The organism is uncultured Tateyamaria sp. (genome assembly GCF_947496075.1).
Lineage (GTDB): Bacteria > Pseudomonadota > Alphaproteobacteria > Rhodobacterales > Rhodobacteraceae > Tateyamaria.
Genome location: NZ_CANMBJ010000008.1, coordinates 1 through 14,210 on the forward strand (window position 1 = coordinate 1; position 14,210 = coordinate 14,210).

The window sequence follows — 14,210 nt, forward strand, 5'->3', positions numbered from 1 at the left end:
GTTTTAACCACCCTCTTCGGGTTCTTGATTGGAACTGCGCGAGACGCATCCAACCTCGCCGTCAAGACTGCTGCGACGGTATATGTTCAGATCTTTCGGAACATACCTCTGATCCTGCAGCTTGTGTTTCTTTATGCTGTTCTGATCAACTTGCCGGGACCGCGGCAGGCAATGTCATTGGCAGACACTGTTTTTATGTCAAACCGCGGCATGATGCTGCCGGGCCTGAGCGTCTCTCCCGGCATCGCAGTGGCACTTTTACTAGCTTCGCTGGCGATGGGCGTACTGTTGATCTGGACCAAGCTGCCATTCTTTCGTGGTCTGGCGGTCTGGATCGGTGGATCCATCGTTCTGTGCCTCGCCGTTACCGCTGCCTTTAGACCCGAGGGCGCCGGAATGTTCTCTGTCCCGGAACTTAAGGGCCTGCGGTTTCGGGGTGGGATAACCATTCCCATTGAGCTGTTCGGGATGATTATCGCGATCACTCTCTACGGCAGCGCCTATATTGCCGAGGTGGTCAGGGGTGGTTTGGCACAGGTGCCAAAAGGATTGACTGAGGCAGGCCAGGCTCTTGGGTTGACCAAAGCGGCAATCTGGTCGCGCATCAAGATGCCTATGGCTCTTCGCTCCATCATCCCGCCGCTTGGCAACCAGTGGATCTTTATGATGAAGGCGACAACGATCGGGGTCGCGATCGGGTTCAGCGACCTATTCTACATTGTATCGATCTCCATCACTCAATCCGGGCAGACCCTGGAATTAATCGCAATCCTCATGGGGGCATTCCTGTTGGTGAATGGCGGGCTGGCTGTTTTCACCAACTGGCTCAACGCCCGTATGAAGCTGAAGGCGCACTGACATGGCGGATCTTTCGATTTCTCCACCAAACCGGACACAGTCAGCGCTACAGGCATTGCGGAAACGAGCGTTTTCGTCGCCCAGCGATGCAGCTTTGTCGATTGTCGTCTTTGGTCTTCTGGCTTGGCTGGCCTGGACCCTGTTTGACTGGGCCGTCATCCGCGCGGTCTGGTTTGAAGAGAATGTCAGCCAATGCGGAAAAGGCACCGGGGCAGGGGCGTGCTGGGCCGTCATTGATGCCCGCCACAGGCTGATCCTGTTCGGCCTGTACCCGTTTGACCAACACTGGCGGTCAACCTTAGCCTGTGCCGCCATCATAGCAACCGTCGTCTTGTCCTGCTTTCCCATCATGTGGAGCACCAAGCGGTTGGCGACACTTTGGATGGCTGGCTTTGCCACCTACTACCTTCTGATGGAAGGCAGCCTGCTGGGTCTGCAACAGGTCACAACTGATGGATGGGGTGGCTTGTCACTCACACTGTTTTTGTTCTCGTCAGTCGTTCTGTTGGGTATGCCCATGGGCCTGGGCCTCGCGCTGATGCGGCGTTCGGAAATGCCATTGGTCCGTGGTTTCGCCGTGGTGCTGATCGATTTCGTTCGATCTCTGCCACTTTTGACCACGCTATTCACCGCCGCCGTTGTGCTGCCAATCATCCTGCCAAGCTGGTTGGAGGGGGACAAAATCTGGCGCGTAGTCATCGCCTTCGCGTTGTTCTTTGCGTGCTATCAAGCTGAAGTATTCCGTGGCGGTTTTCAGGCCATCCCGAAAGGCCAGTTCGAAGCAGGCAAGGCGCTCGGATTGACCTATTGGCAGATTCTGGGTCGGATCGTACTGCCGCAAGTGTTCCGCCATGCCCTCCCCTCGACCATCAACATGGTAGTGATCACCTTCAAGGAAACGGCAATCGTTATCATCATCGGCTTCTTTGATGTGATGGCGTCGGCCAAGGCTGCGTTCGGTACGGGTGAATGGGCACCATACTATTTGGAAGTCTACGTTTTTGTGGCTGCTATCTACTGGATTTTCATCTTTTCCCTCGGTCAATACGGCGAGTATCTGAAGGGTCGGATGGCGATTTCAGAGCGTTAAAACAACCTCTCTGCAACTTAAAAAGCCGCCCAAGCGGCAGCTCTTTTTTGCTTTCTGGATTGGTCACCACGCCTTTGCCGATGACTTTTTAGGCGTGGTTCTTAGATATCTCTGGTGTCAGTCCAAGGTGACGGAGCCATTCGGCGTGTTCAGTTCAAACGACATGGCCATATCCCCTTCATGCACCTGCGCAAGATGATCAACGCCAAGCGCAACCAGCGTTGCAGACAGCGTTGCAGGATCAGGGTGGTTCAGGTGCACAGCCTCCAGGGTCACACCCAAATCCTGTTGACCAGTTGAGGGGTGCGGGCCCGGGGACCATTCGATAAAAGCTGGCAAAAGGCCCTGCATCGGCAGGCTACCATCCTTTGGCACGGTCAAGCGCCACGACCGGTCACCGCGGGTAAACAGCACGACCTCCCCCAACTCGATTGGTGACGCGGCTATGACAGCATCCAGATCATCTGTGCCAACCACCCAGCACAGCGCGCGAGGCCGTTCCAGCAACCGCGTCTGAGTTTTTGGATCGTCCAGTGTGAACCAACGCGCCCGGCCGGGATCGGCGGGCGCATCTGGATCAATGGCGATCAACTCAAAAAAGCTGTCGTTGCCAGATTGCATAACACAGTTGTGGGTGCTCATCGCGTCATGCTTGCCGCCGCGCGGCACATCAACACCAAGCGTAGTCTTTAGTGTTGAAATGCCCTGTTCGAGCGTATCTGCTCCTATGGCGAAATGGTCGATCTTGTTGTTAGGCATGGTGCGGGTCCGTTTGTGATTTCAATCCACCCGCCTTTGCGAGCCGCCCGTATTGAACAAAATGGTTAGAAATAGTCATGCGGCTTGATGAATTGGGTATTGAGTGATCCCATATTGAATTCACCCTGACAGAGCTGCAATATTGTGTCAATATCAAGCATTACTGTTCAACATAGCAGCACAATTACATCGAGGCATACCGGGTGACGACATCAAGGCTCACGGCAAATCATTGGGGTGTTGGGCGCGCCCAGATCGTCAACGGACGTATTGCAAAAGTGACCGGCCACCTGGACGATCCGGACCCCTCTCCCATCAATGACAATATTGCGAGCAGTTTGAACGGTCGTGCACGCATTCTACGGCCAGCCATCCGCAAAAGCTGGCTGGAGGGGAACCGAACGGCGAAGCCACGCGGCAGAGATGCGTTCGTCGAAGTGTCATGGGGTCACGCACTGGACCTGATTGCCGACGAGGTTCAGCGTGTGCGCCGCGACCATGGTAACGAAAGCATCTTTGCCGGATCATATGGCTGGTCAAGCGCCGGCCGCTTCCACCATGCGCAAAGTCAACTGAAACGGTTTCTAAACACGGTCGGCGGCTTTTCGTTCTCGGAAGGCAACTACAGCTACAATGCTGCGCTCGTCATGATGCCTTACATTGTCGGTCCGTTTCGCCAGCATGTGGCGCAGGCAACGCGATGGACTGTCATTGCGGATCACAGTGATCTGGTGGTCATGTTTGGCGGTATGGCAAAGCGCAACACGCAAGTGAGCGACGGCGGAATTGCGACACACCGAATGCAAGACAACATACGCAAATGTGCTCAAAACGGCGTTGAGTTCGTGAACATCAGCCCTTTGCGTTCGGATACCGACCCGGTCCTGAAGGCGGAATGGATGCCGGCGAATCCCGGATCAGATACGGGCTTGATGCTTGGACTGGCATTCGTTCTGTGGTCCGAAGATCTTTTGGACCATGCCTTCCTCGAACGCTACTGCGTAGGTTTCGATCACTTCGAAGCATACCTGTCAGGCAAGGCCGACGGCATACCCAAAACACCCGAATGGGCGGCGGGTTATACGGGATGCAGCGCCAATGGTATCCGAACACTCGCCCGCCGTATGGCCAAAAGCCGCTGCATGATTTCCGTTGCCGCCGGAGTACAGCGCGCGGACTATGGGGAACAACCGCTTTGGATGGCGGTTACGTTGGCCGCAATGCTGGGACAAATCGGATTGCCCGGTGGTGGCTATGTGATCGGTTACGGGGTGAACGGCAACGTCGGCAATATGGAGAGGTTGTTTCGATGGGGAAGCCTGCCGCAAGGCAAGAACCCGGTCGGTAACTACATCCCCGTTGCAATGATTGCCGAGATGCTGCTGAACCCTCGTGGCACTTATCCATATCGTGGTGAAACCCGTACCTTCCCTGATGCGCGCCTTGTTTGGTGGGCGGGCGGCAATCCGTTTCACCATCATCAGGACTTGGGCCGCCTCCACGACGCGTTTCAGCGCCCGGAAACTGTGATCGTCAATGATTTGAACTGGACAACGATGGCGCGACACGCGGACATCGTTCTGCCTGTTGCGGCTGCGCAGGAACGGGAGGATTTCGGAGCCGGGAAATCAGACAACGCGCTTGTCCCAATGCATAAACTTGCAGATGCTCCAGGTGAAGCGCGCGTTGAATATGACATCTATTGTGATCTTGCGGCCAGGTTGGGCACAAAGAATGCCTTCAGCGAACAGCGCAGCAGCCTCGACTGGATGAAACACATTTGGAACCAGACGCAAGAGACCGGTGCAAACCATGGCGTTGATCTACCCGATTGGGACGCTTTCCAAGCTGGCGACGTTATTAAGATCCCAGATCCATCGCCAAATCAGGTCTTTCTGGCCGAATTTAGATCAGACCCTGTTGCCAATCCGCTGCCAACTCCAAGCGGACGGATCGAAATCTATTCTGAAACACTGGCGTCCTTTGACCTACCGGATTGCAAAGGTCACGCCAGTTTCTTCCCGCCTCGCGATTTGGAGACGGGTCAAGGTGACCTGTATCTCTTGTCCGGCCAACCCAAAACGCGGCTGCACAGCCAGCTGGACAACGGAGACTATAGCCTCAGCCACAAGATCAAGGGGCGTGAACCAGTTTTGATCCATCCAAAGGACGCCACCCGACGAGGGGTGTCGGACGGGGATATCGTAGAAATATTCAACGCGCGTGGCCGTTGTATGGCCGGCGCCCGGGTCACTGACGAAATCCTGGAAGGGTCTATCTTCCTTTGGACAGGCGCGTGGTGGGATCCGGACTTTAGCGCCCCTCAGTCCCGCGATCGGCATGGGAACCCGAATGTCCTGACGCACGATTTGCGGACGTCGAATCTGTCGCAGTCACCAGCGTCGCATTCGGCCAGAGTTTCGTTGCATCGTTTTGAAGGTGACCTACCGGACATCACTGTACATGACGCGCCCACTCTATACAGTGAGCCGGGGCGCGGTTCATAGCGACCAGAGCGGAGGACGACACAATCACTGAGACGAAGGAACCCAAGGTCGACTCGACCCTGTCAAAGGGCCTGTCCATTCTTGAAACGTTGGCGTCCTCACCCTCAAGCATGGGTGTGACCGAGCTTTCCAAAGCGTTGGACTTGACCAAGTCCAATACGTTCCGGTTGCTGCAATCCCTGACCGTGCTCGGATACGTCCGCCAAAGCCCGGACAAAACTTATGCAGCCACACTGAAAACATGGCAGGTGGGCCGAATCCTTCTGGATAATCTCAACCTGCGCGAACTCGCTGCACCCGAAATGAAATACCTTTCGAGCGAAACGGGCGAAGCTATCTATCTGGCAGTGCCTGAAGATCTTTCAGTGATCTATATCGACAAGCGCGAGAGCTCAAAACCGATCAGGTCGTGGAATCCCGTAGGTGGATCAGCGCCCATACATTGCGTGGGCACGGGCAAAGCCATTCTTGCACAGAACTATGACGCATTGCGGGCTCAGGTTAGCGGACGACTGACCCGGCACACAGACCTGACAATCACCAACCTGACTGACCTTGACGCTGACGTCGATGAAACACGCCGCCAAGGCTATGCCTATGACAAGGGCGAGTTCCGGGATAGGATTCTGAGTGTGGGTGCCGCAATCAGCCTCCCGAATGGCCAAGCGATTGCAGCCTTGGGCATTTCCTTGCCCAACATAAACATGCCGGACAAAGGAATCGATTGGCTGGGATCATTGGTGGCACACGCCGCAGCCAGCGTTTCTGGCAAGGTCGCCAAAACCTAGGCTACTTCTTTTCTATCATCTCAACCGGACCACCCTTGTCTGCCCAGGTCGAGAAACCTTCTTTCAAATGCGCCGCCTGAAAACCCATGTCCTGCAACGTGGCAACGGTCAAAGCGGACCTCCATCCTGACGCACAGTGGAAGACATACTTCTTGTCCTCCTGGCCAAACACATCCTTGTAGTAAGGGCTGTCGGGGTCGACCCAGAATTCGATCATGCCACGCGGTGCGTGAACCGATCCGGGGATTGCGCCTGTGCGCTGCCGCTCGCGAATGTCACGAATGTCCACGATGACAACGTCCGGGTCATCCACCATACCGATCAGATCCGCCGTTTCAATCTCTTCGATCCGGTCGCGGGCCGCCTTGACCATGTCTGCTGCTGTTGTCTTGAGTTTGCTCATCTGAGTGTGCCGTTATTTAGAATATGTATTTCATATATTGACACACAATCTTGCGTGTTGCAACCTTGAGGGTAACGCATGTGACCGCTGGTCTGAACCTTGAAAGAGGTCGCTATCATGACAAAAGATACCGCCGTTTCTCTTTGGGACACGTCAGCCGCAGAGGCGGATTATGAAAACGAAACTCTGGGCGATGTTACGGTTGACGTTGCCATCGTAGGTGGCGGCTTCACTGGACTTTCAACGGCACTGCATTGCGCCGAAAAGGGCCTGTCGGCGCATGTTCTGGAAGCCAAGCAGATCGGATATGGAGGGTCGGGCCGCAATTGCGGGTTGGTGAACGCCGCCCTGTGGCTGCAACCTCAGAAAGTGCGCGAAAAGCTGGGCACTCTATATGGCCCACGCTTTATCAAGAAGTTCGGCAGTGGCCCAAAGTACGTTTTCTCACTGATCGAAAAGCACCAGATCAGATGCGAGGTCACACGCACCGGGACAATCCACGCGGCGCACGGCCCCAGTGGCTACATTGATCTCAAAGAACGCCACGAAGAATGGCAACGGCTTGGTGAACCGGTGGACCTGCTTTCGCGCGAACAGGTCTCGGACATGATTGGGACCAACCACTTTCATGGCGGTTTGCTTGACCATCGCTGTGGCACCATCAATCCAATGGGCTATTGCCGTGGTCTGGCCCGTGCCGCGATGGGGGCAGGTGCCGCGATCAGTACCGGGGTGAGAGCAACCAAGTTGGAACGGGATGGCAGTCTTTGGAAAGTGGAAACTGACAAAGGTACGGTGACGGCCAAAGCGGTCATCCTGGGCACAAATGCTTATACGGATGATCTATGGCCCAATCTGAGCCGCATTTTCACGATGATCCATTATTTCCAGCTGGCGACAAAACCCCTGGGACCAGAAGCTGATCACATCTTGCCCGGCAAGCAGGGACTTTGGGACACGGGACAGATCATGTTCAACATCCGCCGTGATGCGTTCAATCGTTTACTGGTCGGCTCCATGGGCAAGGTTATAGGGTCCAAGGACCAAGGCCTGTCACATCGCTGGGCCAAAAAGCAGATTGCCCGCATCTTCCCCAACTTGGGACAGTTTGAGTTTGACGAAGCATGGCATGGACAGATCGCCATGACCCCCGATCACTTGCCGCGGATCTACGAATTGGACGTCAATCTGTTCACACCCATCGGGTACAACGGGCGCGGGATTACAACCGGTACTATGTTCGGCGAAACGATGGCGGGTTTGTTGACAGGTATGGATCGCGCCGATCTGCCATTGCCAATGACAGCCCTACAAACCGTCCCGACCGCACCAATCGTTTCACGCATCTATCAGTCTGCATTCACCGCCAACCAAGTGCTCAAGGCAATATAGAACATGACGAATTTCAAGACCCGCGTCGGCGTTGATATTGGCGGGACCTTTACGGATGTTGCACTTGCGCACGCGGGCGGTCTCTCGACATGCAAGGTTCTGACCAACTACGCGCAGCCGGAACAGGCGATTCTGGACGGCATTCAGCTTGCTGCCGATCAGGCAGGGATTGATCTGGGTGCGATTGAACAGGTCATTCACGGCACCACGCTGGTCACCAACGCCCTGATTGAGCGTCGGGGCGCAAAGCTGGCCTTTATCACAACCGAAGGGTTCAGGGACGTGATCGAAATGCGGTCCGAGAACCGGTTTGAACAATATGACCTCAACCTGACACTTCCTATACCATTGGTGGCGCGACAACACCGGCTCACCTTGAACGAACGGATGGGCCCATCCGGTGAAGTGCTGCTTCCTTTGGACCGAGACGAAGTTGAGCAGATGGTTCAGACGATCACGGCAGGTGACTATGACGCTGTCGCCATTGGTTTGATACATTCCTATGCCAACGACGCGCACGAAGTGCAGATGGCAGAGGCGCTGCGCGCAGCAGAGCCCGACCTGTCGATTTCGATCTCGTCCGTGATTTCCCCGCAGATGCGAGAACTGCCGCGCTTCAACACCGTCATTGCAAATGCCTATGTGCAGCCACAGGTCGCAGACTATCTGGGCCGCCTTGTGCAGCGGCTCAAAGACGCAGGCGTCGGCGCGCCGGTCTTCATGCTGCACTCGGGCGGTGGCTTGATGTCGGTTGAAGATGCAGCAGAGCAGCCTGTGCGCCTACTGGAATCCGGACCAGCCGGTGGTGCCATCTTTGCCGCTGACTACGCCCGCGCGCATGGGCTGGGCAAGGTGCTGAGCTTCGACATGGGCGGCACGACAGCCAAGATGTGTTTGATCGAAGACGGGGCGCCCAAAACCGCCAACATGTTCGAGGTTGCGCGCACTTATCGCTTCAAAAAGGGGTCCGGCATGACCGTCTCGACCCCGGTGGTCGAGATGGTCGAGATTGGCGCAGGTGGCGGGTCCATCGCCTCCATCGATGCGATGGGCCGTATCCAGGTCGGCCCAAAATCGGCAGCCTCCGAACCCGGACCAGCGTGCTATGGGCGAGGTGGACAGGAACCGACAGTCACGGATTCCAACCTGCTGCTGGGTCGTCTGGACCCCGAGAATTTTGCCGGCGGTGCAATTCCATTGCACCCCGATGCATCTGACAAGGCCGTTGCGTCGCGCCTGACCGAAACGACCGGGCTTAGCGTACAGGACGCGGCCTTCGGCGTGACCGAGATGGTCGATGAAAACATGGCCAACGCAGCCCGCGTCCACACGGTTGAGAATGGCCGCGACATCGAACACTTCACTATGATCGGCTTTGGTGGGGGTGCCCCGCTGCACGCCTGCCGCCTGTGCGAAAAACTGGGCATCAAGGCGCTGCTGATCCCACCGGGGGCGGGTGTCGGTTCGGCCATCGGGTTCTTGAAGGCACCGTTCAGCTACGAAGCCTCGCGCGGGATGTTCCAGCGCCTGGCCGCATTGGATGCCAGTGCAGTCAACGCCATGCTGCAGGAATTGGAGGGCGAGGCACGCGCCTTTGTCGATGCCGGTGCCAAAGGTCAGGAGACCGAAACCAAGCTCACCGCCTTCATGCGGTATTCGGGGCAGGGATGGGAGATACCCGTACCGCTCCCGCACAAGGTGTTTGAAGAGTCCGACAGCACTTTGATCCTTGCTGCATTTGAGGACGCCTATCGCGCGCTCTTTGGTCGGACGATTGATGGGCTGGCCTGTGAAATAACAAACTGGTCGTTGATTGTCTCAACCGTGTTGCCTGCGGTCGCCAGAGCAGAGCGCCACTCAAATGGCGCCGGGGCCAACGCGCTGCGCAGCAGGACATTCTATGACGCCGCCAAACGAAAAACTGTCGAAGCACAGGAAGTCGCACGCGAGGCGCTCACCCCCGGAATGACCATCGACGGCCCCGCCATTGTTGTCGAGCGTGAAACCACCACCATCGTCACATCAGCCTACAAAGTGATAGGGCAGGGGGATGGCAGCCTGCTTCTTCTGCGCAAGGAGGACGCCCCATGAGCACCCCCAGTAGCATCGACTTTCAGATCATGTGGAACCGTCTGATCGCAGTGGTCGAGGAACAGGCGACAACGCTGATCCGCACCGCCTTTTCCACCTCTGTCCGCGAGGCCGGCGACCTATCGGCTGGCCTGTTCGACCGACAGGGCCGAATGATCGCGCAAGCGGTCACAGGGACACCCGGACACGTGAACGCGATGGCCGAGAGTGTGACCCACTTCGTGGCCGAGATCGGCGCGCAGGACATGTTCGAACGGGACGTACTGATCACCAACGACCCTTGGCTGGGGACGGGGCACCTGCACGACATTACCATCGTTTCACCCGTGTTCCGCAAGGGGACGCACATTGGTTACTTCGCCTGCACGGCGCATGTCGTGGATATCGGCGGGCGTGGTTTTGGGCCGGACGGGAACGAGGTCTATGAAGAGGGTCTGCTGATCCCGATCATGAAGTTTGCCGAGCGTGGTCAGGTCTCCAAGGATCTGTTGCGCCTGATCCGGGCCAATGTCCGCACACCGGATCAGACGGTTGGCGATATCTACTCGCTGGCCGCCTGCAACGAGGCGGGCGACCGGCGCTTGCAGGCCATGCTGGACGAGTTCGGCATCGACAATATCGACGACCTATCCGACTTCATCATCGACACAAGCCGCAAGGCCACGCACGAAGCGATTTCAAAAGTGGCCGATGGCAGCTTCACTCACACCATGCAGGTCGATGGTTACGATGCACCTGTGCATATGGAAGTGCGGCTGGACATCAAGCGCGATACCCTGTTGGCCGACTTTGCAGGCACATCGGGCATGAGCAAGTTCGGCGTGAACTGCCCCGAGGTCTATACCCGCGCCTACGCCTGCTATGGCCTGAAATGCGCGATCGCCCCGCAGGTGCCCAATAACACCGGCTCTCTGGAACCCTTTCAGATCACCGCACCCGAAGGCTGTATTCTGGCCGCCAAGCGCCCAGCACCAGTCTCTGTGCGCCACGTGATGGGGCATCTGGTGCCGGACGTCGTGTTAGGCGCACTGCACAAGGCCATGCCGGAAACCGTCCCGGCAGAAGGGTCATCAGCCCTTTGGAACATTCAAATCTCTGCCCGCGCCAGCGATCCTGCCAGCGATCTGCCCAATCGTGAAGTGTTGATGTTCAATTCGGGGGGAACCGGCGCGAGGCCAGCGCATGACGGGCTGTCCGCCACAGCCTTTCCATCTGGCGTTTCTACAATGAGCGTGGAAGCCACGGAACATGTCGGCCCTATCACCGTCTGGCGCAAAGACCTTCGCGCCGGATCGGGCGGGGCTGGAACACTGCGCGGTGGGTTAGGTCAGACGATAGAGATCGAGCCGCGCGAAGGGTATGATTTCTATTTCAACGCAATGTTTGACCGCGTGCACAACGCCGCGCGTGGCCGGGACGGCGGCAATCCTGGCGCTCTTGGGCGCGTTGAATTGTCGGATGGGACCGCGCTGCGCTCGAAAGGTCGTCAGTTAATCAAGAACGGTCAACGTCTGCGGTTGAGCCTTCCGGGGGGTGGCGGCTACGGTGCGCCATCCAACCGTGACAAGAGCCAGGTTGCAGCTGACATTGCGGCTGGTCTGATCACACCCGAACAAGCCAAATCCGACTACGGATACGAATAGACACAGGATCGTTGACCATGACAGACACACCCATCGCTTTGATTTCCGGCGCCGCTCAAGGGATCGGACTGGCCTGCGCCGAAGCGCTTGCTGAAGACGGCTACAAAGTCATCCTGGCTGACATCAAGGATACCGTGAAGGCCGAGGCTGAGCGACTGGGCGGAGCAGGGTACATCTGCGACTTCGGCAACGTGGATGCGATCAACGCCCTGTTTGACACCATCGAAGCCGAACATGGGCCGGTCAGCGCATTGGTGAACAACGCGGGCATTGCTATGCCGGGTGACTTCCTCAGCTATGAACTCGACACGTTCGACACTGTTCTTGGCGTCAATCTGCGCGGCGTTTTCGTGGCAACCCAGCGGGCGGCACGGACCATGGTGGACAAGGGGATCGAGGGCGCAATCGTCAACATGTCGTCGATCAACGCGCAGGTCGCAATCCCGGCGATCCCAGCCTATTGCGCGTCCAAAGGGGGCGTCATGCAATTGACCAAGGTTGCAGCGCTGGCACTGGCCAAGAACAACATCCGCGTGAACGCCGTGGGCCCCGGCTCTATCGACACAGAGATGATGGCAGGTGTGAACGCCAACCCCGAGGCCTTCAAAACAGCCATGTCTCGCACACCGCTGGGCCGCGCGGGCAGCGCCCGGGAAATCGGCGATGTGGTCGCGTTCCTGTGCTCTCCGAAATCCAGCTATGTCACGGGCGAGACCATCTATGTTGATGGTGGACGCCTTGGCCTGAACTACACGTGCTGAGGCCCTGACGATGTCTTCCCGCTACGCTGAAACCTACGCCGCATGGCGGGATGATCCGGTTGCTTTCTGGGGCAAGGCGGCGGAGGGCATCGACTGGTTCGAACCAGCAACTTCAGTGTTTAACCCTCATCTTGGTGTCTATGGGCGCTGGTTTGAGGGGGCGATGTGCAACACCTGCTACAACTGCCTTGATCGGCACGTTGAGGCAGGACATGGGGATCGCCTTGCCCTCGTCCATGACAGCCCCGTAACAGATAGCGTATCGCGTTTCACGTTCAGCGAAATGACGGATCGCGTGAGTGCTTTGGCACATGTTCTACGCGGCATAGGTGTGACCAAGGGCGACCGGGTGATCATCTACATGCCAATGGTGCCCGAAGCGGTGTTTGCCATGCTGGCTTGCGCACGGTTGGGGGCCATCCACTCGGTTGTATTCGGCGGTTTTGCGGCCAGCGAACTCGCTACGCGGATCGACGATGCCGCGCCCAAGGTGATCGTCTCGGCCTCCTGCGGGATCGAGCCGGGGCGTGTCGTAGCCTACAAACCGCTGCTCGACGAAGCCATTGACATTGCAACCGCAAAGCCGGACGCGTGCCTTATCCTGCAACGTCAGGTGCATCCCTGCGAACTGACACAAGGGCGCGATCTGGATTATGCCGAGCAGGTCGATGCGGCTTTGAACGCAGGGCAAGGCACCGAATGCATCCCGGTTGCAGCCACAGACCCGGCATACATCCTTTACACATCCGGCACGACCGGCCAACCCAAGGGCGTGGTCCGTGACACCGGCGGTCACATGGTCGCCCTGAAATGGACGATGGAACACCATTACGGCCTCACGCCGGGCGAGGTCTTCTGGGCCGCTTCGGACGTGGGTTGGGTCGTGGGTCATTCATATATCTGCTACGGACCACTGCTGCACAGCTGTGCCACGGTGATGTACGAGGGCAAGCCGGTAGGTACGCCCGATGCGGGTGCCTTCTGGCGCGTCATCCAGGATCACAAGGTGGCGGCCCTTTTCACCGCGCCGACGGCTTTCCGCGCCATCAAGAAGGAAGACCCGACCGGGGCGCTGATCGCTGACTACGACCTTAGCCATTTTCGGACACTGTTTCTGGCCGGTGAGCGGTCGGATCCCGCGACCATCGAATGGGCGCAAGAGAAACTGGATCGGCCTGTGATTGACCACTGGTGGCAAACTGAAACCGGCTGGGCCATGTCCGGTAACCCGGTGGGGCTTGGCGCCTTTCCGATCAAGCTTGGCTCACCCGGAAAACCCATGCCAGGCTACGACATCCGGGTCTTGGATGACGAAGGCAACCCGGTCCCCCCGGGCACGCTTGGCAACATCGTGTGCAAACTGCCGCTGCCGCCCTCTGGCTTCCCGACATTGTGGAATGCACCTGAACGCTTCCTATCCTCCTACATGGATGAGTTCCCGGGCTTCTATGCCACCTCGGACGCAGGCATCATTGATGAAGACGGCTATGTCTTCATAATGGCGCGCACCGATGACATCATCAATGTCGCGGGCCACCGCCTTTCTACAGGTGCGATGGAAGAGGTCATTGCCAGCCATCCCGATATTGCCGAATGCGCAGTTGTCGGCAAGGCCGATGCGCTCAAGGGGCAGATGCCACTTGGCTTCTACGTTACCAACGATGGCGTCAACCGCGACGTGGCAGAGCTTGAACAGGAACTGGTGAAACTGGTGCGCGCCAGGATCGGTGCCGTGGCAGCGTTCAAGACAGCCGTGCCCGTGATCCGCCTGCCCAAAACACGGTCGGGCAAGGTGCTGCGCGGAACAATGCAAAATATCGCGGATGCTGCGGACTACAAACAGCCTGCCGCAATCGATGACCCCGCGATCCTGACCGAAATCACCGACGCTTTGAACGCGCGCAACCTGATTGGATAG

At 57.6% G+C, this 14,210-nt stretch carries 11 protein-coding genes; 9 read left to right on the forward strand and 2 right to left on the reverse strand.

The window, feature by feature from the left end; translation table 11 throughout:
• The coding region (locus Q1A51_RS23265) for an ABC transporter permease subunit (RefSeq protein ID WP_299671575.1) at positions 1-858 on the forward strand (858 nt) is incomplete at its 5' end.
• A 1-nt stretch (position 859) separates the two neighbouring features.
• Positions 860-1,948 carry an amino acid ABC transporter permease gene (locus tag Q1A51_RS23270; protein WP_299606499.1) on the forward strand — a complete coding sequence of 363 codons (1,089 nt, stop codon included), beginning with the start codon at positions 860-862 and terminating at the stop codon, positions 1,946-1,948.
• Between the two features lie 117 nt (positions 1,949-2,065).
• On the opposite strand, the gene Q1A51_RS23275 is transcribed toward Q1A51_RS23270, so the two are convergent.
• Positions 2,066-2,707: a VOC family protein gene (locus Q1A51_RS23275; protein ID WP_299606496.1), complete on the reverse strand. Its 642-nt coding sequence runs from the start codon at positions 2,705-2,707 to the stop codon at positions 2,066-2,068.
• Positions 2,708-2,910: 203 nt separating this feature from the next.
• On the opposite strand from Q1A51_RS23275, the gene Q1A51_RS23280 reads away from it, so the two are divergent.
• Positions 2,911-5,214 carry a molybdopterin-dependent oxidoreductase gene (locus tag Q1A51_RS23280; RefSeq protein WP_299606492.1) on the forward strand — a complete coding sequence of 768 codons (2,304 nt, stop codon included), beginning with the start codon at positions 2,911-2,913 and terminating at the stop codon, positions 5,212-5,214.
• Between the two features lie 59 nt (positions 5,215-5,273).
• The gene (locus Q1A51_RS23285) at positions 5,274-6,002 is read left to right on the forward strand and encodes an IclR family transcriptional regulator (protein ID WP_299671584.1); all 729 of its coding nucleotides are present in this window, start codon (positions 5,274-5,276) and stop codon (positions 6,000-6,002) included.
• 1 nt (position 6,003) lies between these two features.
• Here the strand turns inward: Q1A51_RS23285 and Q1A51_RS23290 are convergent, their stop codons facing one another.
• A complete protein-coding gene (locus Q1A51_RS23290; RefSeq protein ID WP_299606487.1) occupies positions 6,004-6,405 on the reverse strand; it encodes a rhodanese-like domain-containing protein in 402 nt (133 codons plus the stop codon).
• Positions 6,406-6,522: 117 nt separating this feature from the next.
• Here Q1A51_RS23290 and Q1A51_RS23295 point away from each other — a divergent pair, with 117 nt between their 5' ends.
• From Q1A51_RS23295 to Q1A51_RS23315, 5 genes are read left to right on the forward strand one after another with little or no spacing between them, the layout of a single operon-like run.
• Positions 6,523-7,797 carry an FAD-binding oxidoreductase gene (locus tag Q1A51_RS23295; RefSeq protein WP_299606484.1) on the forward strand — a complete coding sequence of 425 codons (1,275 nt, stop codon included), beginning with the start codon at positions 6,523-6,525 and terminating at the stop codon, positions 7,795-7,797.
• Positions 7,798-7,800: 3 nt separating this feature from the next.
• On the forward strand, positions 7,801-9,888 hold the full coding sequence (locus Q1A51_RS23300) for a hydantoinase/oxoprolinase family protein (protein WP_299606481.1): 2,088 nt from the start codon (positions 7,801-7,803) through the stop codon (positions 9,886-9,888).
• Positions 9,885-11,531 (forward strand): hydantoinase B/oxoprolinase family protein, encoded by a 1,647-nt coding sequence (locus Q1A51_RS23305; protein ID WP_299606478.1) that lies wholly within the window; start codon positions 9,885-9,887, stop codon positions 11,529-11,531. Before Q1A51_RS23300 ends, Q1A51_RS23305 begins: the two co-directional genes overlap by 4 nt.
• A 17-nt stretch (positions 11,532-11,548) precedes the next feature.
• Complete coding sequence (locus Q1A51_RS23310) at positions 11,549-12,292, forward strand: SDR family oxidoreductase (protein ID WP_299606476.1); 744 nt, start codon at positions 11,549-11,551, stop codon at positions 12,290-12,292.
• A 10-nt stretch (positions 12,293-12,302) separates the two neighbouring features.
• Complete coding sequence (locus Q1A51_RS23315; protein WP_299606473.1) at positions 12,303-14,210, forward strand: propionyl-CoA synthetase; 1,908 nt, start codon at positions 12,303-12,305, stop codon at positions 14,208-14,210.